Raw genomic sequence first — 22,154 nt, 5'->3', positions numbered from 1 at the left:
TTTGCAAAATGAATTTGCCATATTGAGGCTTTTACCAGCAAAAACGCAAGACTAAGATGCTACCAAGGTTTTAGGAGGACTCCGATGCAAGAACTCACCCACTACATCAACGGCGAACACGTCAAAGGCACGTCCGGCCGTTTTGCAGATGTATTTAACCCTGCAACTGGCGAAGTGCAGGCAAAAGTCCCGCTTGCCAGCACCCAAGAAATGGAACTGGCCGTTGCGGTTGCCGCTTCCGCGCAACCCGCTTGGGCCGCCGTGAATCCACAACGCCGCGCCCGCGTGATGATGAAATTCGTCGCTCTTCTACAGCGCGACATGGACAAACTCGCCGAGGCACTCAGCCGCGAACACGGCAAGACCCTGCCTGATGCGGCAGGCGACGTGCAACGCGGGCTAGAGGTTGTCGAATACTGCATCGGTGCGCCTCATATGTTGAAAGGCGAATTTACCGACAGCGCAGGCCCCGGTATCGACATGTATTCGATGAAACAGCCGCTGGGTGTGACCGCTGGCATCACCCCGTTTAACTTCCCTGCTATGATCCCGATGTGGATGTTCGCACCTGCCATCGTCTGCGGCAACAGCTTCATCCTCAAGCCGTCGGAGCGTGACCCTTCCGTGCCGCTGATGCTGGCCGAGCTGATGGAAGAAGCAGGCCTGCCCAAAGGCGTGCTGCAAGTCGTGAACGGCGATAAGGAAGCGGTGGACGCGATCCTCAACAACGACACGATCCAGTCTGTCGGCTTCGTTGGGTCCACCCCAATCGCCGAATACATCTATGGCACTGGCTGCGCCCAAGGAAAGCGCGTGCAGTGCTTTGGCGGTGCCAAAAACCACATGATCATCATGCCCGACGCTGACATGGACCAAGCCGCTGACGCGCTGGTTGGCGCAGGATACGGCGCGGCGGGCGAACGCTGCATGGCGATCTCTGTGGCTGTTCCAGTGGGTGACGAAACTGCCGACCGCTTGATCGAAAAACTGGTTCCACGTGTCGAAGCGCTCAAAGTCGGCCCTTACACAGCTGGCAATGATGTCGACTATGGCCCCGTCGTGACGGGTGCCGCAAAAGCCAACATCGAACGTTTGGTGCAAACCGGCATCGACCAAGGTGCAAAACTCGTCGTCGACGGCCGCGACTTCAGCTTGCAAGGCTACGAAGACGGGTTCTTTGTCGGCGCGCACCTCTTCGACAACGTGACCAAGGATATGGACATCTACAAAACCGAAATCTTCGGCCCTGTTCTCTCCACCGTTCGCGCTCAAAGTTACGAAGAAGCCATCGGCCTCGCCATGGACCACGAATATGGCAACGGCACCGCGATCTTCACCCGAGACGGCGACACCGCACGCGACTTTGCCAACCGCATCAACATCGGCATGGTCGGAGTGAACGTTCCGATCCCTGTGCCGCTGGCCTATCATACGTTCGGTGGTTGGAAGAAATCCGTCTTTGGCGATCTAAACCAGCACGGACCGGACGCGTTTAAGTTCTACACACGAACAAAAACCGTCACCTCTCGCTGGCCATCGGGCATCAAGGAAGGCGGAGAATTCTCCATTCCAGTGATGGAATAAACAAAAAGGCCGCGGAGTTCACAGTCCGCGGCCTTTTCTTAAGTTCATCGAAAGATGTTAAACGCTCTTCTTCTTGCGCATCACGCCCAGTCCACCAAGACCTGCGAGAAGCAGAAGCGAGGATGCTGGCAGTGGAACTGCTGGGGGTTCGCCGGTTCGCAAAGTCGCGTCCACTGTAAGGCTCAAGATTTTGAAATCTGCGCCTCGCGTTGCGCCAATTCCAAAAACCGAACCTCTACGAGGCGTGTTTAGGGTGTAGACGTTGTTGACAGGATCAACGTCGTCAAAGAAGAAACCGATAGTAGGTTCGTATACTCGGAAGTCGAATTGATCTTGCCCATCAGTTGCAAACGAAAATCTGATCTCCTCTAGAAAGACACTTTCGCCAAAGTCGAACAACGCCATCTCATCATAACCAACACCGTCTACGACATGACGTTCGCTACACCCATATGATAGGCCGTCGTTTGGATCGTAGATGTTGCCGACTCGGCTACCTGAACAAATCCCTAGTCCTCCACCGAAGCTTGCAATCCATGCTGCCGATCTTGAATTACTCCAGTGTCTCGATAGTAGTCCGTCGCGGTAACGGTCACATCCGGACCTTGGCCCGTTGTCGACGAGAACGTCAACTGATCAGACCAGACACTACTATAGCCCGAAAAATCATAGGTTAATGAAACAGCATGTGCAGCACCCGCTGTCAAAGCCAGCGCCAAACCAGCGCCCAAAATTATTTTCATTTTCTTTACTCCAAACAAAACCGACAAATGGTCGGCCACTCATTGCGCAAACATTACGCCACGGAAACTTCATATGATCGGCAAGATTTTGCCACAATTCTTTTCTGGTCAAAATAGGATACAAACTGTTTCCAAATCAGAAACGAAACGGCGGGACATGGTTGTTTGATTATCGACATACGAAACAACGAGATTTCGCAAGAAAACTATAGGAATAGGCAAATTTTGACTTCCATTTCCCAGCTATCCTGCATTTAATGAACACATGTTCATTTCTTGGGAGGGCCGCAAACCATGGACTTTTCGCTAACCGAAGAACAGTCAGCCATCTTCGATATGGCCTTCTCCTTCGGACAAGAGAACATCGCACCCTTCGCTCAAGACTGGGACAAGGCGGGTGAGATACCTAAAGACCTGTGGCCCAGACTGGCTGAACTCGGGTTTGGCGGCCTCTATGTCTCCGAAGACAGCGGTGGATCGGGTCTGACCCGCCTCGACGCGACGCTTGTGTTTGAAGCCCTGTCACACTCCTGCGCCTCGGTCGCGGCGTTTCTGTCGATCCACAACATGTGCGCGCGAATGATTGACGCCTACGGGTCTGACGAGATGAAATCGCGCATCCTGCCCAAGGCGCTAACCATGGAAACCTTCCTTTCCTACTGCCTCACCGAACCGGGCAGCGGATCGGATGCGGCAGCCCTGAAAACCAAAGCAGAGCGCACAAACGCTGGATACACCCTCAACGGCACCAAGGCATTCATCTCCGGCGGCGGCTATTCCGACGCCTACATCGTTATGGCCCGCACGGGGGACACAGGCCCCAAAGGCATCAGCGCCCTATTGGTCGAGGACGGAGCTGAAGGCCTCAGCTTTGGCGGGCTTGAGGTTAAAATGGGTTGGCGGTCGCAACCAACTCGTCAAGTACAACTCGATGGGTGCTCGGTCCCTGCGACGAACCTGTTGGGCGAAGAAGGCAAAGGGTTCACCTACGCGATGCAAGGTCTCGACGGGGGGCGTTTGAACATCGCAGCTTGTTCCCTAGGTGCTGCCCAAGCGGCGCTGGATCACACCGTGGCCTATATGGCGGAGCGTAAAGCCTTCGGGAAATCCATTAATCAATTCCAAGCGTTACAGTTCCGGCTCGCCGACATGGAGATTGCCCTACAATCCGCCCGCACCTTCTTGCGGCAGGCAGCGTGGAAGTTGGACACAGGCGCACCCGACGCCACAAAATTCTGCGCTATGGCGAAGAAACTGGTCACGGAAACCGGCAGCGAGGTGGCCGATCAATGCCTGCAACTCCACGGCGGCTATGGCTATCTTGCCGACTACGGGATCGAGAAAATCGTGAGGGACTTGCGCGTGCATCAAATCCTTGAAGGCACAAATGAGATCATGCGCATGATCGTCTCTCGAGATATGATCAAACCATGAGCGACATCTCCATCCGTATCGAAGGCCGCGCAGGCCGGATTACCCTGCAGCGGCCAGAGGCGCTAAACGCCCTGACCTATCAAATGTGCCTAGATATCGAAGCCGCGCTCGACGATTGGCGCGAAGCCGATATCGACTTGCTGATCATCGACGGCGTGGGCGACCGCGCGTTTTGCGCCGGTGGCGACATCGCCGATATGTACAAAAGCGGCCAGCACGGCGATCTGGACTATGGCCGCACCTTCTGGTGCGACGAATATCGCATGAACGCCAAGATGTTTGAGTTTCCCAAGCCTGTCGTGACCTTCCTGCAAGGCTTCACCATGGGCGGCGGTGTTGGCGTCGGCTGTCACGGGTCGCACCGGATCGTCTGCGACAACAGCCAAATCGCCATGCCAGAAGCAACCATCGGTCTTTTGCCGGATGTCGGCGGCACACTCCTTTTGGCCCGCGCACCGGGGCGTTTGGGCGAATTCTTAGGCGTCACCGGTCACCGGATGGGCGCAGGCGACGCGATCTATGCGGAGTTTGCGGATTATTTCTTACCCTTCGAAGACTGGGACGCGCTCAAAGCCGAGTTGATCGCGACGGGCGATGTGTCCCGCGTCGATGCCGCTGCTAAACCCGCCCCCGATAGCCCACTCAAAGCCGCTCAAGCCGACATCGATGCCGTCTTCGGCGGCGAAACCTTGGGCGACATTATGCGGGCCATGCCGGAGGCCCCTGAAGGCCATTTGGCCCAAGCAATGAAGGCGATTGGCCACAACGCACCGCTCGCCATGGCCGTCGCCGTTGAAGCGATCCACCGTGTACGCGCGCGGCAAGACATCCGCTTTGCGCTGGATCAGGAGTTTCGCTACACCTATCGCTCTGTCGAGCAGGGTGACTTTATCGAAGGCATCCGTGCCGCGATCATCGACCGCGACCGCAACCCAAAATGGGTGCATGACAGTTGGGAGGCTGTTACCGGCGCGGATGTATTAAAAATGACAATGCCGCTGGGCAAAGACGCATTGCAGTGGGAGGACTGACATGAAGATCGGATTTATTGGGCTGGGCAACATGGGCGCACCGATGGCTGCGAATTTGCAGGCAGCGGGTCATGAGGTCGTGGGGTTCGACACTGTGGCGAGCCCCGATGGGTTGGACATGGCCGCAACCTCCGCCGCTGCGGCGGAAGGCGCTGACGTCGTTATCACAATGCTGCCCAATGGCGATATCTTGCGCGCCGTGGCCTCCGAGATTCACCCCGCGATGAAAGCCGGAGCCGTGCATCTCGATTGCTCCACCGTCGACGTGCAAAGTGCGAGGGACGTCGCACAAGCCGCTCAAAACGCTGACCTTTCTGCCGTTGATGCCCCTGTCTCTGGCGGCATCGGAGGCGCACAGGCCGGCACGCTGACGTTCATGGCTGGCGGCCCGACAGACGCCTTTGAAACCGTCCGGCCCTTGTTCGACATCATGGGGCAAAAGGCCGTGCATTGTGGCGATGCGGGCAATGGTCAGGCGGCAAAGATTTGCAACAACATGATCCTCGGCATCACCATGATCGGCACCTGTGAGGCGTTCAATCTGGCCGACAAACTCGGCCTTGATCGGCAGGCGATGTTCGATGTGGTCAGCACCTCATCCGGCTATAGCTGGACGATGAACACTTATTGCCCTGCCCCCGGCGTAGGCCCGCAATCTCCAGCGGACAACGGATACAAACCCGGTTTCGCAGCAGAGTTGATGTTGAAAGATCTCAACCTCAGCCAGATGGCGGCAGAGGCCGTGGATGCCGACACGCCCATGGGCCAAGCGGCGACCGATCTTTATGCGCAATTTGTCGAGGATGAAGACGGAATGGGGCAGGATTTTTCCGCCATGCTGCCGCGGTTCGAAAAGCGCGGGCGTGGGTAAAAAACCGTTATTTTGCGTGTACACCGTGCGTACACACGGCGTGCATAAGCTGTACATACAGGGTGACATATCAAATAGACCCCGGATCGCCCCGCGATCCGGTTCGCGCCCAGCCCCGCCCTCCAGGGCGGGCGCGAAATTGCTCCCTTTCGATACGCACCTACGACAATTCGGATAGCAAACGACCGCCAATTAAACACCCGCCTTCGGTGCTGGGCTCGACCCTTCTGTTGCGCCCTATCCCAACGCTTTGCCAAGCCTCGGCAACCGCGCCTTCTTCATCAGCTTGCGCATGGTCAAATCGTCGCCCGACATTACACGCGCTTGAACTAGAACCTGATCACAAACACCCTGCACGACCGGCTCGTGAACTGCAAAGAACCCGATGAGAAAGTTATCGGGATCAACTCGCGACACCCCTTCCTCAGCCAAAACGTTCCGTGGAAAATCCTTCGCATTGACCGTCATGATCGCATCGCACGACCCCGCAACAGCAGAGGCCAGCACATGCACATCATTCGGGTCCGGCAACCACAGCCGTTGCTCCAGCCCCTCATGTACCGGCACAATCGCATCCGGAAACTGCGCGCCCAGCACAGCGATCTCACCACGCGCAAAGACTTCCGCTTCTGGCCCCAGCTTAACCGTCGCCCGCGCCCATTCTTCCAAAATACGCTCAGACCACCGCACCTCAAACAAGCCTGCCTTGGCGCAACCAAGCACGACCTCTCGCATCACGGTCGGGTACAAAACGCAGGCGTCGAGCAACACCCTCATAGGCGGAAGAACAAGGCCTTCAGATAGCCGCTTTCGGCCAGATGCGGCATCAGCGGGTGATCGGGCCCCGCAAAGCCCGTGTGCACGATCTGGCCACGGCGCCGCGCCCGCCCGATCCCCCGGGCAGAGGCGTTGCGGAACTTTGTCAGATCGGCTGCATGACTGCACGAACACAGGCCCAAATAGCCGCCAGGTTTCACCAAAGGAGCCGCCAATCGCGCCACCCGTTCATACGCCCGCAACCCTGCCTCCAAAGCCTTTTTTGAGGGTGCAAAGGCGGGCGGATCACAGATCACCACGTCGAACAGCTCTTTGTCTTTCGCAAGGTCTTCCAAGACCGAAAAGGCATCCCCCTTTCGTGTGGCAAAGCGGTCAGCGACGCCCATCTGCCCTGCCCCTTGTTCCGCCAAGGCCAATGCGTCGGCTGATCCATCAACAGCCAAAGCTGACGTCGCACCGCCCGCCAGCGTCGCCAAGCCAAACCCGCCGACATGGCTGAACACATCCAACACCCGCGCGCCTTTCGACAGCCGCGCCGCAAAAGCATGGTTCGGACGTTGGTCATAGAACAGTCCGGTCTTCTGACCGCCCAGCACATCGGCCATATAGACAGCACCATTCATCGGCACGGCGATAGGCCCCGCAGGTGCCGCCCCCCTCGCCACCTCCGTCCGGTCGTCCAACCCTTCCAAAGCACGGGTACGTCCCGTGCCGTTGACGATCACTGTTGAGACACCCGTGACACGCATCAGCGCATGCAACAGTGCCTCAATCAACCTGTCCGCCCAAGCCGTGTTGGGTTGCACCACGGCAACATCCCCGAACCTGTCAATGATCACCCCCGGCAGCCCATCCGCCTCTGCGTGAACCAGCCGATAAAACGGCGCGTCAAAGAGCGTTTCGCGATGGGCCAAGGCGGCTTTCAGCTTCCCGTCAAACCAAGCCCCATCAATTACCGCGTCAGGCGAACGATCCAGCATCCGACAGGTGATCTTGGAATTGGCGTTAAACGCGACAACGCCAAGCGGCTTGCGCTCCGCATCCTGCAACACCGCCAATGATCCGGCCGGCAGCTTTTTGGTCCGGCGATCCAGAACCAATTCATTGGCATAAACCCAAGGAAACCCATGGCGAATGGCAAGCGCATTGCCCTTCGGCAGCATACGTACGACGGGAAGAGAGGTATCAGTCATGCGCCTCTCCTAGCGGCAAACCGCCACAGGGGGAAGCCGTTAAGTCAGTTATTGTTAGCGCTAACTTTTTATGTTAGGCCGGCGCCGAACATAGCCAACAGAGTCGCCATGACCCTTCACACCGTTATCTCCGACGTCACTGATCGCATCCGAAAGCGCAGCGAAACCAGCCGCCGCATTTACCTTGATCGCATGGCTGCTGCCGCCGCAGAAGGCCCGCGTCGCGCGCATCTGACCTGTGGGAACCAAGCACATGCCTATGCCGCAATGGGCGATGATAGGGCGAAACTCGCCGCCGGTCAGGTGCCAAACATCGGGATCATCACCGCCTACAACGATATGCTCTCGGCGCATCAGCCGTTCGAAACCTATCCAGAGGTGATCCGCAAAGCCGCCCGCGCCGCCGGAGGCACGGCGCAAGTTGCAGGCGGTGTGCCTGCGATGTGCGACGGCGTCACGCAAGGCCAAACCGGGATGGAACTTTCGCTTTTTTCCCGTGATGTCATTGCCTTATCAGCCGGAGTTGGCCTATCTCACAACGTCTTTGACAGCGCGCTTTACCTCGGCGTTTGCGACAAGATCGTGCCCGGCTTGATCATGGCCGCCGTAACGTTCGGCTACATACCGTCGATCTTTATCCCTGCGGGCCCCATGGTTAGCGGCTTACCCAACGACGAAAAAGCCCGTGTCCGGCAAGAGTTCGCAACAGGCGAATGCGGGCGCGAAGAACTGATGGCCGCCGAAATGGCCTCCTACCACGGACCCGGCACCTGTACGTTCTACGGCACGGCCAACACCAATCAAATGCTGATGGAGTTCATGGGGATGCATCTGCCGGGTGCATCTTTCGTGAACCCTAACACGCCACTGCGCGAGGCTTTGACCATCGCAGGGACCGAACGCGCGTTGCAGATCACCGCGCAAGGCAATGAATTTACACCCGTTTCCGAAGTTCTGGACGAACGCGCTTTCGTGAACGGGATGGTCGGATTGATGGCCACCGGCGGATCGACCAACCTGATCCTGCATCTGCCCGCCATGGCGCGAGCTGCGGGTATCCTCCTCGATCTGGAAGACTTTGATGCGCTCTCCCAAACCACTCCACTTTTGGCGAAGGTCTATCCAAACGGCTTGGCCGACGTGAACCATTTCCACGCCGCTGGCGGGCTTGGGTATATGATTTCTGAGCTTTTGAACGCTGGCCTTTTGCATGACGACGTCAAGACGGTCGCGGGCGATGGTCTTGGGCTGTATACGCAAGAGCCAAAGCTGATCGAGGGTGAAATCAAATACTTCGATGGTACCAAAGAAACGTTGAATAACAAAATCCTGCGACCCGTTTCTGAACCATTTTCGGCCACAGGCGGGTTGACGCAACTCTCCGGGAACATCGGCCGCGGCGTGATCAAAATCTCTGCCGTCGCACCCGAGCGTCACGTCATCGAAGCCCCCGCCCGGGTGTTCCACACGCAGGAAGCCGTGAAAGAGGCGTTCAAGGCGGGCGAATTGACGCAAGACACTGTGATCGTTGTCCGCTTCCAAGGGCCAAAGTCCAACGGAATGCCAGAACTTCACGGCCTGACCCCAACCCTCGCGGTGATGCAAGATCGCGGGCTCAAGGTGGCCTTGGTCACAGATGGGCGCATGTCTGGCGCCTCTGGCAAGGTGCCAAGCGCCATCCACGTCAGCCCAGAGGCCGCTGATGGCGGCGCGATTGGCAAAATTCAGGACGGCGACTTGATCCGGTTGGACGCGACAAATGGCGCGCTAGAGGTGCTTGGCGTCGATCTCGACAGCCGTTCAGTGGCTGAAGCGGATCTCACCGGTAACGGCAATGGTGTCGGTCGCGAATTATTTGAAATGTTCCGCCAGACGGTTGGCCCTGCGGCCACCGGCGCTGGCGTGGTGGTCTAGGGAGAGACGGATATGACACCGCAACAAGCCTCAATCGAAGCGGCAAAAGTCTGCAATCTAGCACCAGTGGTGCCGGTTCTGGTCTTAAAAGACGCCAGTAAAGCCAAAGGCTTAGCGACCGCTCTTGTAGCTGGTGGCTTGCCTGCTCTGGAGGTGACTTTACGCACGGATGCCGCCCTAGACGCAATCCGCGAGATGGCTAGCGTTGAAGGCGGTGTTGTGGGCGCAGGCACCCTTTTGACCCCGCGCGACGTGGAAAAAGCCAAAGAAGCCGGCGCGCAGTTTGGCGTCTCGCCAGGGGCGACAGATATTCTTCTCGAAGCCTGCGAGGCCAATGAACTGCCCTTGCTGCCCGGTGCTGCAACATCAAGCGAGGCGATGCGCCTGCTGGAACGCGGCTACAACGTGCAAAAATTCTTTCCGGCAGAGGCCAACGGCGGTGCCAAAACATTGAAAGCCATCGGAGCGCCGATCCCGCAAGTGTCGTTCTGCCCGACAGGGGGTATCAGCCTCAAAAATGCAAATGAATACTTGTCCTTATCCAACACTCTTTGCGTGGGTGGCAGCTGGGTTGCGCCCCAAGATATGATCGCAAACGAAGATTGGGCGGGCATCGAAGCCCTCGCAGCAGAGGCCGCAGCCTTACCTCGCTAAACGGCCAGCCCGACCGCCACGCCTGCGCGCAGGCTCTGTCTTGCGCAAAGCGGCTACGAGGGTTTGCGTCATCGGATGATCCTCAGGCTGATCCGCATATTGCGTCAGCAGTTTTTGCACGCGTTCCTCGGTATCCTCACCCAATGGCACGCCCAAGGCCCAATCCAGAAAAATACTACGGCATTCACCCGCAGTAATGCCATCGATGCGATAGGCCTCTCTGAATAGGCCTTTGGGATCTAACAAGTCGCCTTTCATCAGGCCTCCAACCCTTTTGAGATGATGCTATCCGATCGAACACTTAGGTCTTCGATCGCGTTTCTCAATGCGTCCATCGTCTCAAACCCTGTTTCTCGCAGCACCAAACGCCGCCCGCCTTCGCCAATCAGCTCCGGATCGAGCACGCCACCGGCCAGTAAGCGACCCGCTGACTGCACTTTCCACATCAAATCAACGGCCTGCGCTAATGTCTGCCCCTCAGCGGCAGAGATTTGGCCATCCGCGACACCAACGTCGATTTGCGCAGCCGTTGCGCCCTCAGCGCTGCCACTGCGCAGGGCAAGCATCTGCGCAAAAAGCTCGATGTCCTGAAGCCGCCCCCCGCCGGTTTTCATGTCCCACGGGTTGCCCGTGGCCTTGGCCCCCTCCAATCGGGTGCGCATATCGGCAACATCTTGGGCAATCGTTTCCCCCTTTGCTTTCGCGGCCAAGACATCAGTGCGGGCCGCCTCTATCGCCTCGGCCAACCCTACATCCCCAGCAACAGGCCTCGCCCGCGTCAGCGCCAAATGCTCCCACGTCCACGCGTCGCTCATTTGGTAGCTGCGGAAGGCGTCAAAGGACGTCGCCACCGGCCCCTGACGGCCCGACGGGCGCAGGCGCATGTCGACCTCGTAAAGGTCTCCATCCGCCATGGGAGCGGTCAATGCCGTGATAAACGCTTGCGTAAACCGCGCGTAATACTGCCTTGTTCCTAAGGGTCTTTTCCCATCTGACATATCATCGCTGTCAGCGTTGTAGATCATAATAAGGTCAAGATCGGATAAGGCATTCAATTGCCGCGCGCCGAGCGAGCCCATGCCCAGAACAACGGCCGCGCTTTTGGTCAAACGCCCGTGCTTGCGCTCAAACTCCGCCTGAACGCATGGAAAGAGGCTCGCAACCACCGCTTCGGCAAGGTCGGCGTATTGCACGCCGCTGGTTTTCGCATCAATCAAGCCGCGTAAGTGATGCACACCGATCCGGAAATGCCATTCCTTCATCCAGCGACGGGTGAGCGACAATTGCGTTTCATAGTCGTCTGTGCGCGCCAAAGCGGCAGACAATTCGGCTCGCAGCCCCTCCACCTCCGGCCAATCGGTGAAAAAGGCCCCGCCCAAGACAGCGTCCAACACGGATGAGTTCCTCGACAGGTATCGCGCCAAGGCCGGAGAGGTCGAGGCCACTTCGATCAACAAATCGGTCAAATGCGGGTTGGCCTCGAACAGCGAAAACAGCTGAACCCCCGCCGGAAGCCCCGCCAAAAACGCATCAAACTGCGCCAGTGCCTCATCTGGTTTGGCGGCATCTTGCAAACGCGTCAGGATTTCGGGCTTCAAGCGGCTAAAAGTCTCCTGCGCGCGCGTGCTGCGCAAGGCGGGATAGGTCACCCAACGGTCAGTGACGTCCGTGCCCCAGGCCTCATCCACTTCAGGTGTTGCATCCGGGGCAAAGAAACCCTCTGTGAGGTCATGAACGGCTTCAAGACGGGATTGAAGATCGGCACGTAACTCTTTCGTATCCCGACCCAAAAAAGCCGACAAGCGCTCAAACCCTTCGGAATCATTTGGCAAATGATGCGTCTGCGCATCCCGCACCATTTGCAGGCGATGCTCAACGGTCCGATGGAACCGGTAGTGATCCGTCAGCGCTACGCGATCTGCCTCTTTCACCCAACCGGCCTCTGTCAGCGCGGCCAAGCCCTCCAACGTCCCCCGCGCGCGCAGGCTCTGATCGCGCCCGCCAGCGATCAACTGGCGGGTTTGGGTGAAAAACTCGATCTCTCGAATCCCGCCGCGCCCCAATTTCATGTTATGCCCTTCGAGCCGTAAAGGCCCTGCTAAGCCCTTATGATCCCGAATGCGCAACCGCATGTCATGGGCGTCTTGGATGGCCGCAAAATCCAAATGCTTGCGCCAAACAAATGGCTGCAAGGTCTTCAAAAACCTCTGCCCCGCCTCGACGTCCCCCGCACAAGCCTTGGCCTTGATATACGCAGCCCGCTCCCACGTCCGGCCGACGCTTTCATAATACCGCTCTGCCGTTTCCATCGACAGGCACACGGGCGTGACAGAGGCATCTGGCCGCAAGCGCAGATCGGTGCGGAAGACGTAACCGCCAGCCTTGGTGTCGGACAAAAGCGCCGTCATCTTGCGGGTGACGCGGATAAAGGCAGCACGCGCATCGTGATAGTCGTCAGGATCAAAGCGGGTTTCATCAAAGAGGCAGATCAAGTCGATGTCAGAGGAATAATTCAACTCCCCCGCGCCCATCTTCCCCATAGCGAGCGCGACCATTCCACCGGCAGTCTCCCCATCTTCCTCCCTTTGACCGGGCAGTTTACCCCGGCGAATTTCGTCGGCGACCAGCCGTTTCAGGATCTGGTCCACGCAAAGGCTTGCGAAGTCCGAAAGATAGCCAGTGACGGTCTCCAAGGGCCAAACGCCAGCGACATCGGCCAAGGCGGTCAACACCGCCACCTGCAGTTTGGCAGCACGTAGCCCAAAGCTCAGTTCCGCCGTTTCCAGCGTTTTGACATCCGTCAGGCAAGCATCCATCGCCCCCTCGGGATCAGCCAGCGCGCTTTCGAGCCACACGCTCTCCGACCGGATCAAGCCTTCCAGATAGGGGCTGCAACTCGCGGTGGCTTGTAACAGCTCAGCAACTTGGCCAGACGCCCAACCAATGCTCTCTTTGATCTCTTGCGCCTTGTCGGCGTCAAACACCCGAGGGCGCGCGGTCATACGGTTTTCGAACGTCATTCTGCCAACTTGTGCCTTACGTTCTGGTTGGTCAATCGCTGAACAACGTGCGACCACAACCTTGGAGGAAGAAAGATGAGCAAGAGCCTGAAACGGGTCAAAGCCGCCCTACGCGACGCAGGCCTCAACATTGAACCAATGGAAATGCCGAACGAATCGCGGACGGCGCAGCAAGCTGCTGATGCCGCAGGCTGCGAACTGGATCAGATTGCGAAATCGGTGATTTTGCAGGATGGTGAAACCGGCACATGCTATTTGTTTCTAACTGCAGGCGGCAATCAGGTTGATGCGGTGCTTGCTTCCGATACCGCCGGTACAAAGCTCAGCAAAGCGGATGCCGCCGCTATTCGCGCGCACACTGGATTTGCCATCGGCGGCGTGTCACCTCTGGGACATCTCAATCCGATCACCGCCTACATGGACCCACGATTGATGGACTTCGACGTGATCTATGCTGCAGCCGGCACACCTCGCCATATCTTCCCCATAAATCCGTCAAAGTTGGCCGACATAATAGACGCAGACGTCAGAGAGTTCACAGAACCGAGGTAGCTGTGCAAAAACTTACGCTGTTTTTCGTGGCCATCGCCGCCACGATGATGTTCGCGCTTTGGCAGCGGAACTTTGTTGGTGCGTTCGAGGCTCAGTTTGATGAACGTCCGACATTAGCGCCTCAAAACGACGGCACCGTTCTATCTCAAGCAGTTGCGGCCGTTCTAGAACCTGATTTCTTCGACAAACCCGCCTCTCACAGCGCCTTGACGATGTCGCTGGTCCAATCAGACCCAGCAAACCAAGATCTAGATCAGGCCGGTCAGATACGCGCGGCCTTTGCCCTTGGAAATGAGCTGGGACACGACGGCGTCATGGAAAGATACCTTTCAACTACTAAATTCGCGAATGGGTGTGAAGGCCTAGAAAATGCGAGGAATGGCCTGCAATTTGCAGCTGACGTGCCCGTCGCAATCCAAGACTTGGCCCTAGCAGCCATGCTGGATAACAGTGGTTCCACACAGAAAAATGCAACGCAAATTCGAAATTCTGTCGTTGACCTTGCAAAAAACCTAAGCTCCGAAAGCCGCATTTCTTCCGAAATAATGGTTGAAATTGAGGCTCTTAGCGCCTCTACCTTTGCGATCTCTGGCGGCTGCTCCTCATAAAATGTAAAAATCTTTTACATTGTCCCTTGAACCCCATCGGTGGCTCCCCATCTGTTGTAATGTGAAAACGATAAACATTCACACACAACAGAGACCCTAACCCGTAAGGAGCACCCGATGAACACCGCAACCCAATCCGTGACCGAGACGGCTTATGCACCAGCCCGCCCCGGCGTTCTTGCCCGGTCTGAGGCTTGGCTTGACGAGCGTGGCAAAGGCGCGTGGATCGCCGCCATGGTTCTGGGCTTCATCTTCTTCTGGCCGATTGGCCTAGCCCTTCTTGCCTATATGATCTGGAGCAAACGTATGTTCAGCAAATCCTGTTCGGCCCGCGGCCGCCATAATGCGCGCTATGCCCGCACTGCGATGAAATCATCCGGCAACACAGCTTTTGACGCCTATAAGGCCGACACGCTGCGCCGTTTGGAAGAAGAGCAGAACAACTTTGAAGCCTTCCTTGAGCGCCTTCGTGACGCCAAAGACAAAGCCGAGTTCGACCAATTCATGGAAGAACGCGCCAGCGACGTAACACCGTCTGACGAAGATACTGACGACGCACCGCGTGCAAACTAAGATAAGACCGGCGGGCGCTGAATAATGCGCCCGCCTATTTCGAACAGAGGGGATAGATTATGACATTTGCAACAACTGACGTACCGCGCGCGCACCGCCGAACAGCGTCAAAACAAACACCAACGAGCGTCCAAATACTCTCGATGCTATTATTTGCCGTTTTCGCAGTGCCGACCGCAATCGTGATGATCAATGTGTTTTGGCCGGCAGGTTTTGCCTTGGCCTTGGTCTTCGCCATCTATTGGCCGCGCCCGTTTGAGACAAAGACAAAGGGGCTCGACGCGACAGAAGTTGAAGAGATGGTGAAAGATCTCGTGCCCTCGCAAGAGCCCCGCAGCAGCGGCAACGCGAGCTTTGATGCCTACCGCTCCGACGTGATTGAGCGTTTGGAAGCGGAGCAAGTGAACTTTGAGGCTTTCCTCGAACGCCTTCGCGACGCGAAAGACAAAACAGAGTTCGACCAGTTTATGGATGACCGCGCCGCAATGCCACGCGACGCCAATTAATCCCCCCTGAGGGTGGCCCCCGTCCTTGGCCGCCCTCACCCTTCCACTTCTCAAGGAAAGAAAAAATGACAACCGCAACGATGATGTCCGGCCTCCCTGACCCGCATTCGCAATCCCAATTCTATGATGGCGTTTTGTTCAAACGCGCCATGGCTTGGGTGATTGACGTGGTGATGATTGCGCTTTTGTGCCTGTTGGTTCTGCCTTTCACGGCCTTCACTGGCGTCTTTTTCTTTCCCTTCCTGATGCTAATTGTGGGCGTGTTTTATCGCTGGTTCACCTTGTCCGGTCAGTCCTCCACTTGGGGTATGCGCCTGATGTCGATCGAATTCCGTGATCACGCGGGCCAGCGCTTTGACAGCAGCACCGCGCTCTTTCACACGCTGGGGTATACTGTGTCCGTTGCCATGGCGCCGCTCCAGTTGATTTCTGTGATCATGATGGTTGTCACCCCGCGTGGCCAAGGTTTGACCGACCACCTGATGGGCACAGCCCCAATCAACAAGCCGCGCTGAATTGCCGCCTTAACCAAGTAAGGCTTGCGTAGGCCTCTAAATCAAAGCAGGTTATGGCCATGCGCCATACCCTGCCCATAGCGCCCCAATTTTATGTGACGGCCCCGCAACCCTGCCCCTATCTGGACGGCAGGATGGAGCGGAAGTTGTTTACAGCTTTGCAGGGTGACAGCGCGTCCGAGCTCAACGATACGTTGTCAAAACAAGGCTTCCGCCGGTCACAGAACGTGCTCTACCGCCCATCCTGTTCAGACTGCGCCGCCTGCATGTCAGCCCGGATTGATGTGGCGCGGTTTCAACCATCACGCAGCCAAAAACGCATCCTCAAGCGCAATGCGCACCTCAAGCGTCGCGCAACATCACCTTGGGCAACCGAGGATCAATACGACCTCTTCCGCCGCTACCTCGACGGGCGGCACGCAGACGGCGGCATGGCTGATATGGACATGTTCGAATTCGCGGCCATGGTCGAAGAAACACCAATCCGCAGCCGTGTGGTCGAATACAGCGATCTGACCTCGGACAACCCCGCCCCTGTTGCAGCCTGCCTGACGGACATCCTCGATGATGGCCTCTCCATGGTCTATTCGTTCTTTGAGCCGGAAATGGAGCGCAATTCCCCCGGCACCTATCTGATCCTCGACCACATCGAGATCGCACGGGAATTGGGCCTACCTTACGTCTACTTGGGCTATTGGGTGCCGGGCAGTACGAAGATGGGATATAAAGCCAACTTCAGCGGGATCGAAGTGTTCACTGATGGCCGCTGGCGTCGGTTGAAAGACCCTAAAGAGTATTCCAGCGCCGTTGACCCTCTGTCGACGGAGCCAATTGCTGAACAGGTCGCGAAAATCACCCTACCGGGCGCGGAGCCTGCGGGGTAATTACATCCCCAACCGATCCCGCATAAACGCCAGCGCGACTTGCAGACCATCCGGCGCGATCCCATGCGCAGTGCCTTTCATGATATGGGCGTAGACCTCTTTCCAACCGGCCTCTTGCAAGGCTTCGGCGGCTTGCGGCAGGGATTGGGGCGGAACCACATCGTCTTGATCACCGTGGATCAGCAAGACCGGTGGCCGGCATTGGACTTCATCGGCCAAAAGTTCGGGTTCGAGCAAGCGGCCTGAGAAGGCGACGATGCCCGCGACTTCATCCTCGCGGCGGGGCAACACATGCAGGGCCATCATCGTGCCTTGGGAAAAGCCCAAGACCATGACCTGTTCGGGCAACAAATCTTCATCCACCATGACGCCATCAAGGAAGGCGTTCAAATCATCCGCGGCGCGGCGCAACCCGATGGCGGCTTCTTCCTCTGACGACCCGTCGATCCAAGGGATCGGGAACCATTGGTAGCCGGTGGGCATCCCGGGGATGGTTTCGGGCGCGTCGGGGGCAAGGAACAGCGTGTCGGGCATGTGTTCGGCCAGCGGGTCGGCAAGGCCCAGAAGGTCCGCGCCATTGGCGCCGTAACCATGCAGGAACACCACGCAAGAACGGAGTTCACCCGAAAGAGGCTCTTTGCGGCCAGCAGTAAGTGCACGTGTCATCGGATCCCTTCCCGTGATTTCATATATGCGTAGTAGGCCCAGAGGATGCGGGCTGCAACCGATTGCCATGGCGACCAGTCTTGCGCCATGGCGCGCATTTGTTTCTCCGTCGGTCGCGCGTCGAGGTCAAAGAGCATCCGCGCGCCCTCTTGCAGCGCCAGATCGCCAGATGCGAAGATGTCGGCTCGACCAAGCGAGAACATAGCGTAAATCTCAGCTGTCCATGTGCCGATGCCGGGGACTTCGGTGAGGATGACGATCACCTCATCGGTTTGCGTGTCCCGAAGCGCGTCATAGTCGATCTGAGCATTGGCCAAGGCGCAGGCATACCGCGCCTTTTGACGGCTGAGGCCGAGGCTGCGCATATGCTCCTCATCGACTTGCCGGATGGCCGCGTCGGTGTACATCTCTGCGGCTTCCAGCTTGGCCCAGATCGCATTTGCGGAAGCCACGCTGACTTGTTGCCCGACGATGGCGTTGAGGAGCTGCGAAAACCCGTCTGGTTTGCGGCGCAGCGGCAGCGGGCCAACGAGGTCGAGCGCTTCGGCGAAGCGCGGATCATGTGCTGCGAGCCAGTCCGCCCCTTCTGCAACGCAAGCATCGGTTTCGATGATCCGACCGACGGTCATTGCGCGGCCCACGCCACGGCCTCTGCCACCGTCGAAAAGATCGTCGCATCTGGGACGGGGGGACGTTTGACCATCAGGACAGAAATGCCAAGTTCGCGTGCGGCGAGGAGTTTGGTGATGCTTTGCTCTCCTCCTGCGTTTTTAACCACCAGCCAGTCGACGCTGAGCGACCGAAAGAGGCTGCGTTCTTGCTGGGTCGAGAATGGCGGGCGTCCGATCAGGTATTCGCCACCTTCGAAGGGGAAAGGTTTAGAAGGCGGATCGATCTGGCGGCAGATCACGCGGCGGCCTTCGAGGTTGGCGAACTTTTCGAGCGTTTGTCGACCGGTGCCGAGGAACACGGTCTGGCCTTTGGCGATATGGCTGACGGCGTCTTCTTCGTGCTCGATTTCAATCCAGCGGTCGCCCTCTCTCGGCTCCCACGGCGGGCGGTGGAAGATCGCATGGGGCATGTTGCGCGCCTTGCAGATCGCGGCAGTGCGGTCGGTGATGCGATGGGCGTAAGGGTGCGTTGCGTCGAGGACCGCACTGATTCCGGCCTCATCAAGGTAGGCTTCGAACTCCTCTGCACCGCCAAAGCCACCGACGCGGGTGGGGGCTGGCATGGCATCAGGGCTGCGGGTCGCTCCGGCGAGGGAGATGATCAGATCAACCCCCTGCTCCACAAGTCGTGTGGCGATACGTTTACCATCGCCTGTGCCGCCCAGCAAAAGAAGCGTCATCCTTCGGCCCTCGCCAAAATCTCACCCGAGCGGTCGATGACCACGATGTCGAGATTCTGCATGGCCCCGCCAAAGCGGGCGCGGATTTCTTGAGACGCCTTTGTAGCGACCAATTCTGGAAGTTGCGGTGCGATTTTGCTGGCCTCTAGCGCAGTGTTGGCCTCTGCCACCTTTGGCATATCGGCTAGCGCCGCCAAAGCTTTGAAATCGACTTGGGAGCGGCTGGAATGCAAATCAATCGCGCCCTGTGCCGCCTTAGTGATCTTGCCGATACCGCCACCGATGGTCAGGCGCTCGACAGGGTGTTTCGACATATATTTGAGCATCCCGCCAAGGAAATCCCCCATGTCCAGCATCGCATGATCTGGCAACCCATGCAGGCATTGTACGATCCGCTCAGACGTCGCTCCGGTGCAGCCCGCTACATGGGTCAGCCCGTCTGCGCGGGCGACGTCGATGCCGCGATGGATGGAGGCGATCCAAGCGGCACAGCTGAAGGGTCGGACGATGCCGGTGGTGCCAAGGATCGACAGTCCGCCTTCGATGCCTAGACGCGGGTTCCATGTCTTCTTTGCGATCTCAGCTCCATCGGGGATGGAAACGGTGATTTCAACGTCTGCCGGTTGACCGAAAGCCTCGGCCTGCTCCTCGACCACTTGTGTCATCATTTGGCGCGGCACGGGGTTGATTGATGGCTCTCCGACAGGGATCGGCAAGCCTTCCTTGGTCACCGTGCCGACGCCCTCGCCCGCTTTGAAAATGACGCCACCATTGGAGGCCCGAACCCGCGCGATCATCAGCGCGCCGTGTGTCACGTCGGGATCATCGCCCGCGTCTTTGGTGATGCCCACTTCGGCCCACCCCTCACCTGCCTGAGACCACGCAAGCGGAAAACTCGGTGTCTCTCCGCGCGGCAGTGTGATCTGCACCTCTTTCGGAAACGCCCCGCCCCAAAGCTGCTGCAACGCGGCCTTTGTCGCAGCCGTGGCGCAGGCGCCGGTGGTCCAGCCTTTGCGCAATTCGGTTTTGGGCGTCTCCGTCATCCGCGCGACTATAGAAACGCGAGGTCATGCCGCCAATGCGAAAGTGCGTGTCGTTTGCGATCTTTCCTTCTGCGGCGCAGCGATGCAATATAGCGCGTATGACAACGCAAGCGCCCCTCCCCGATCACAACTGGCCCGTGATGGAGCCGGGTTGGGTGTGGCTGTGTGGTGCTGGCCCCGGTGATCCGGGGTTGCTTACGCTTCATGCGTTGAATGCGCTGCGTCAGGCGGATGTCGTGATCTATGACGCTTTGGTGCAGCAGGACATTCTGCAATGGGCACCACAAGCGGATCATGTTTACGCGGGAAAACGTGGCGGCAAACCGAGTGCGAAGCAGCGGGATATTTCCTTGCGGTTGGTTGATCTGGCGCGGGAAGGCAAACGGGTGTTGCGATTGAAAGGCGGCGATCCCTTTGTGTTTGGGCGCGGCGGGGAAGAAGCGCAAACCCTTGTGCAGCATGGCATTCAGGTGCGGATTATTCCGGGGATTTCGGCGGGGATCGGCGGGCTTGCCTATGCCGGCATTCCGGTCACGCATCGCGATGTGAACCAGTCTGTGACATTCGTGACTGGCCATGACCAATCGGGCAACACGCCGGGATCTTTGGACTGGGCGAGTATTTCCAAGGGATCACAGGTTATCGTCATTTATATGGGCATGAAGCATATCGCTCAGATTGCCGCGAAACTGATGGAGGCAGGTCGGTCGATCCATGAACCCGTTGCAGTCGTGTCGACAGCGACAACGGACGAGCAACGAGCGTTGGAAACTACGTTGGGATCGATTGTTGAAGACATCGATGCCGCAGGAATGGAGCCGCCTGCCATCATCTGCGTCGGCAAATCCGTTCTGATGCGCCAAGCGCTTGATTGGCAGGCCCAAGCCGCTGGTGAAGCGCCGCGCAATCTGGACCCTCTGGATCGCGGGCGTCCGGCGGAGAGCGCATGAGCTTTCTGATCGCGGCCCCCGGATCGGGGAGCGGTAAAACCACCATCACATTAGGCCTTTTGCGCGCTTTGACCCAACGCGGCATTGCTGTGCGCGGCGCGAAATCTGGGCCGGATTACATTGACCCTCGTTTTCACGCAGCCGCCTGTGGGCGGGAGTGTTTCAATCTAGACGCTTGGGCGATGTCGCCGAAACGGATCGCCAGTTTGGCAGCGGGCGACGTGCCTTTGATCATCGAAGGCGCGATGGGCCTCTTTGATGGCGCGCCACCTGTCGGCAAAGGGGCTTGTGCTGATCTTGCGCGGCAGTTGGACCTACCGGTGGTTTTGGTGGTCGATGCGTCCCATATGGCGCAGTCGGTGGTGGCTTTGGTGGGTGGGTTTTTGCTACATGATCCCGCGATGCGTTTTGCCGGTGTGCTTTTGAACAAGGTCGGATCGGCACGTCACGAGGCGATGTTGAAAGACGCGTTAGAGCCGTTGGGCGTGCCGGTTCTTGGCACGCTCTTTCGGCAGAGTGACCTGTCGCGACCGTCGCGCCATCTGGGGCTGGTTCAAGCGGGCGAGCATCCTGACTTGAGCGCGTTTCTGGATCAGGTGGCAGACCAGATTGAAACGTCGGTTGATATGGATGCGATTTCAGCGCTGTTGCAGCCTGTGTCATCGATCGGTCGTGCGACACGGTTGCAGCCGCCAGCGCAAAGGATTGCGGTTGCGCAGGACAACGCCTTTGCCTTTGCCTATCCGCATATCCTTCAGGATTGGAGCGATGCCGGGGCAGAGATTGATGTCTTCTCCCCCCTGCGGAATGATCCGGTACCTTGGGCCGATCTGGTGTTTTTGCCGGGCGGGTATCCAGAGCTTTATGCCGGTCGCTTGGCGGGCAATCAGATATTCCTCGACAGTTTGCGCGCCCATGCAGAAAGCAAGCCCATCTATGGCGAATGCGGTGGCTATATGGTGCTGGGGGATGCTCTGACAGACGCGAAGGGCGAGACGCATCCAATGGCGGGTTTGCTTCGGCTGGAAACCTCTTTCGAGACCCGCAAATTGCATCTTGGCTATCGGACGTTGCGCAGTGCCGCCGGACCGTTTCAAGGCGATTGGATGGGGCATGAGTTTCATTATGCCACCACCCAGAACGCAGACGGTATACCGCTTTTTGCCGCCACTGATGCGACGGGAAGTTCCATGCCGCCGATGGGCTTGGTCGAAGGGCATGTTTCAGGCAGCTTCGCACATGTGATCGACAAAGCCTGAACGGGCATGGACACTTCCCGCGCCTA

Annotated in this window: 24 protein-coding genes; 14 read left to right on the top strand and 10 right to left on the bottom strand. The window is 58.0% G+C overall.

All coding sequences use genetic code 11. The annotated features are described in order from the left end of the window. The first annotated feature begins 84 nt into the window (after positions 1-84). On the top strand, positions 85-1,584 hold the full coding sequence (locus tag BUA85_RS02205) for a CoA-acylating methylmalonate-semialdehyde dehydrogenase (protein WP_072898953.1): 1,500 nt from the start codon (positions 85-87) through the stop codon (positions 1,582-1,584). Between the two features lie 57 nt (positions 1,585-1,641). On the opposite strand, the gene BUA85_RS02200 is transcribed toward BUA85_RS02205, so the two are convergent. Both BUA85_RS02200 and BUA85_RS02195 read right to left on the bottom strand, forming a co-directional pair. Further along, complete coding sequence (locus BUA85_RS02200; RefSeq protein ID WP_072898951.1) at positions 1,642-1,989, bottom strand: VPLPA-CTERM sorting domain-containing protein; 348 nt, start codon at positions 1,987-1,989, stop codon at positions 1,642-1,644. Positions 1,990-2,093: 104 nt separating this feature from the next. After that, complete coding sequence (locus BUA85_RS02195) at positions 2,094-2,327, bottom strand: hypothetical protein (RefSeq protein ID WP_072898949.1); 234 nt, start codon at positions 2,325-2,327, stop codon at positions 2,094-2,096. Between the two features lie 294 nt (positions 2,328-2,621). Here BUA85_RS02195 and BUA85_RS02190 point away from each other — a divergent pair, with 294 nt between their 5' ends. From BUA85_RS02190 to mmsB, 3 genes are read left to right on the top strand one after another with little or no spacing between them, the layout of a single operon-like run. Beyond that, positions 2,622-3,761 (top strand): acyl-CoA dehydrogenase family protein, encoded by a 1,140-nt coding sequence (locus tag BUA85_RS02190; protein WP_072898948.1) that lies wholly within the window; start codon positions 2,622-2,624, stop codon positions 3,759-3,761. Then, positions 3,758-4,792 carry an enoyl-CoA hydratase/isomerase family protein gene (locus BUA85_RS02185; protein WP_072898946.1) on the top strand — a complete coding sequence of 345 codons (1,035 nt, stop codon included), beginning with the start codon at positions 3,758-3,760 and terminating at the stop codon, positions 4,790-4,792. The genes BUA85_RS02190 and BUA85_RS02185 overlap by 4 nt, the downstream gene beginning before the upstream one ends. A 1-nt stretch (position 4,793) precedes the next feature. Beyond that, on the top strand, positions 4,794-5,663 hold the full coding sequence (gene mmsB / locus BUA85_RS02180; protein WP_072898944.1) for a 3-hydroxyisobutyrate dehydrogenase: 870 nt from the start codon (positions 4,794-4,796) through the stop codon (positions 5,661-5,663). A gap of 237 nt (positions 5,664-5,900) precedes the next feature. Here mmsB and BUA85_RS02175 read toward each other — a convergent pair whose 3' ends face one another. Together BUA85_RS02175 and BUA85_RS02170 are read right to left on the bottom strand one after the other, a co-directional pair. Next, positions 5,901-6,440: an RSP_2648 family PIN domain-containing protein gene (locus tag BUA85_RS02175; protein ID WP_072898942.1), complete on the bottom strand. Its 540-nt coding sequence runs from the start codon at positions 6,438-6,440 to the stop codon at positions 5,901-5,903. After that, complete coding sequence (locus tag BUA85_RS02170; protein ID WP_072898940.1) at positions 6,437-7,633, bottom strand: RSP_2647 family RNA methyltransferase; 1,197 nt, start codon at positions 7,631-7,633, stop codon at positions 6,437-6,439. Before BUA85_RS02170 ends, BUA85_RS02175 begins: the two co-directional genes overlap by 4 nt. 108 nt (positions 7,634-7,741) lie before the next feature. Between BUA85_RS02170 and edd the strand changes: the two genes are divergently transcribed. After that, positions 7,742-9,547: a phosphogluconate dehydratase gene (gene edd / locus BUA85_RS02165; protein ID WP_072898938.1), complete on the top strand. Its 1,806-nt coding sequence runs from the start codon at positions 7,742-7,744 to the stop codon at positions 9,545-9,547. Positions 9,548-9,559: 12 nt separating this feature from the next. Further along, on the top strand, positions 9,560-10,201 hold the full coding sequence (gene eda, locus BUA85_RS02160) for a bifunctional 4-hydroxy-2-oxoglutarate aldolase/2-dehydro-3-deoxy-phosphogluconate aldolase (protein WP_072898936.1): 642 nt from the start codon (positions 9,560-9,562) through the stop codon (positions 10,199-10,201). Here the strand turns inward: eda and BUA85_RS02155 are convergent. After that, on the bottom strand, positions 10,190-10,459 hold the full coding sequence (locus BUA85_RS02155) for a hypothetical protein (RefSeq protein ID WP_072898934.1): 270 nt from the start codon (positions 10,457-10,459) through the stop codon (positions 10,190-10,192). The genes eda and BUA85_RS02155 overlap by 12 nt on opposite strands. Continuing rightward, the gene (locus tag BUA85_RS02150; RefSeq protein ID WP_072898932.1) at positions 10,459-13,221 is read right to left on the bottom strand and encodes a [protein-PII] uridylyltransferase family protein; all 2,763 of its coding nucleotides are present in this window, start codon (positions 13,219-13,221) and stop codon (positions 10,459-10,461) included. The genes BUA85_RS02155 and BUA85_RS02150 overlap by 1 nt, the downstream gene beginning before the upstream one ends. A gap of 75 nt (positions 13,222-13,296) precedes the next feature. Between BUA85_RS02150 and BUA85_RS02145 the strand changes: the two genes are divergently transcribed. The 6 genes from BUA85_RS02145 to BUA85_RS02120 all read left to right on the top strand — a co-directional run bounded on the left by BUA85_RS02145 (position 13,297) and on the right by BUA85_RS02120 (position 16,859). Continuing rightward, positions 13,297-13,773, top strand: coding sequence for a YbaK/EbsC family protein (locus BUA85_RS02145; RefSeq protein WP_072898930.1), 477 nt, complete (start codon positions 13,297-13,299; stop codon positions 13,771-13,773). A 2-nt stretch (positions 13,774-13,775) separates the two neighbouring features. Next, positions 13,776-14,381, top strand: a complete 606-nt coding sequence (locus BUA85_RS02140) for a hypothetical protein (protein ID WP_072898928.1) — start codon at positions 13,776-13,778, stop codon at positions 14,379-14,381. Positions 14,382-14,498: 117 nt separating this feature from the next. Next, positions 14,499-14,954 carry a DUF2852 domain-containing protein gene (locus BUA85_RS02135; protein WP_072898925.1) on the top strand — a complete coding sequence of 152 codons (456 nt, stop codon included), beginning with the start codon at positions 14,499-14,501 and terminating at the stop codon, positions 14,952-14,954. A 59-nt stretch (positions 14,955-15,013) separates the two neighbouring features. Further along, positions 15,014-15,460: a DUF2852 domain-containing protein gene (locus tag BUA85_RS02130; RefSeq protein ID WP_072898923.1), complete on the top strand. Its 447-nt coding sequence runs from the start codon at positions 15,014-15,016 to the stop codon at positions 15,458-15,460. A gap of 65 nt (positions 15,461-15,525) precedes the next feature. Continuing rightward, entirely contained in the window at positions 15,526-15,975 is a 450-nt protein-coding gene (locus BUA85_RS02125; protein ID WP_072898921.1) for an RDD family protein, read from the top strand. 59 nt (positions 15,976-16,034) lie between these two features. Further along, the gene (locus BUA85_RS02120; protein ID WP_072900369.1) at positions 16,035-16,859 is read left to right on the top strand and encodes an arginyltransferase; all 825 of its coding nucleotides are present in this window, start codon (positions 16,035-16,037) and stop codon (positions 16,857-16,859) included. On the opposite strand, the gene BUA85_RS02115 is transcribed toward BUA85_RS02120, so the two are convergent. Genes BUA85_RS02115 through BUA85_RS02100 form a run of 4 tightly spaced genes read right to left on the bottom strand, consistent with a single transcriptional unit; the run spans position 16,860 to position 19,919 of the window. Further along, the gene (locus tag BUA85_RS02115; RefSeq protein ID WP_072898919.1) at positions 16,860-17,525 is read right to left on the bottom strand and encodes an alpha/beta hydrolase; all 666 of its coding nucleotides are present in this window, start codon (positions 17,523-17,525) and stop codon (positions 16,860-16,862) included. Beyond that, positions 17,522-18,154 (bottom strand): DNA-3-methyladenine glycosylase family protein, encoded by a 633-nt coding sequence (locus BUA85_RS02110; RefSeq protein ID WP_072898917.1) that lies wholly within the window; start codon positions 18,152-18,154, stop codon positions 17,522-17,524. The genes BUA85_RS02115 and BUA85_RS02110 overlap by 4 nt, the downstream gene beginning before the upstream one ends. After that, entirely contained in the window at positions 18,151-18,876 is a 726-nt protein-coding gene (locus BUA85_RS02105; RefSeq protein WP_072898915.1) for a cobalt-precorrin-6A reductase, read from the bottom strand. Before BUA85_RS02105 ends, BUA85_RS02110 begins: the two co-directional genes overlap by 4 nt. Continuing rightward, positions 18,873-19,919 carry a cobalt-precorrin-5B (C(1))-methyltransferase gene (locus BUA85_RS02100; protein ID WP_072898913.1) on the bottom strand — a complete coding sequence of 349 codons (1,047 nt, stop codon included), beginning with the start codon at positions 19,917-19,919 and terminating at the stop codon, positions 18,873-18,875. Before BUA85_RS02100 ends, BUA85_RS02105 begins: the two co-directional genes overlap by 4 nt. A 98-nt stretch (positions 19,920-20,017) precedes the next feature. Between BUA85_RS02100 and cobA the strand changes: the two genes are divergently transcribed. Then, positions 20,018-20,869, top strand: a complete 852-nt coding sequence (cobA, locus tag BUA85_RS02095) for a uroporphyrinogen-III C-methyltransferase (RefSeq protein ID WP_072898912.1) — start codon at positions 20,018-20,020, stop codon at positions 20,867-20,869. Next, positions 20,866-22,128 carry a cobyrinic acid a,c-diamide synthase CobB gene (locus BUA85_RS02090; RefSeq protein WP_072898911.1) on the top strand — a complete coding sequence of 421 codons (1,263 nt, stop codon included), beginning with the start codon at positions 20,866-20,868 and terminating at the stop codon, positions 22,126-22,128. Before cobA ends, BUA85_RS02090 begins: the two co-directional genes overlap by 4 nt. The last annotated feature ends 26 nt before the right edge of the window (positions 22,129-22,154 follow it).

The sequence above is a fragment of the Cognatiyoonia sediminum genome (assembly GCF_900129845.1).
GTDB classification, from domain to species: Bacteria; Pseudomonadota; Alphaproteobacteria; order Rhodobacterales; family Rhodobacteraceae; genus Cognatiyoonia; species Cognatiyoonia sediminum.
The sequence above is the reverse complement of the archived record's forward strand: the minus strand, read 5'-3'. Positions and strand labels throughout refer to the sequence as shown.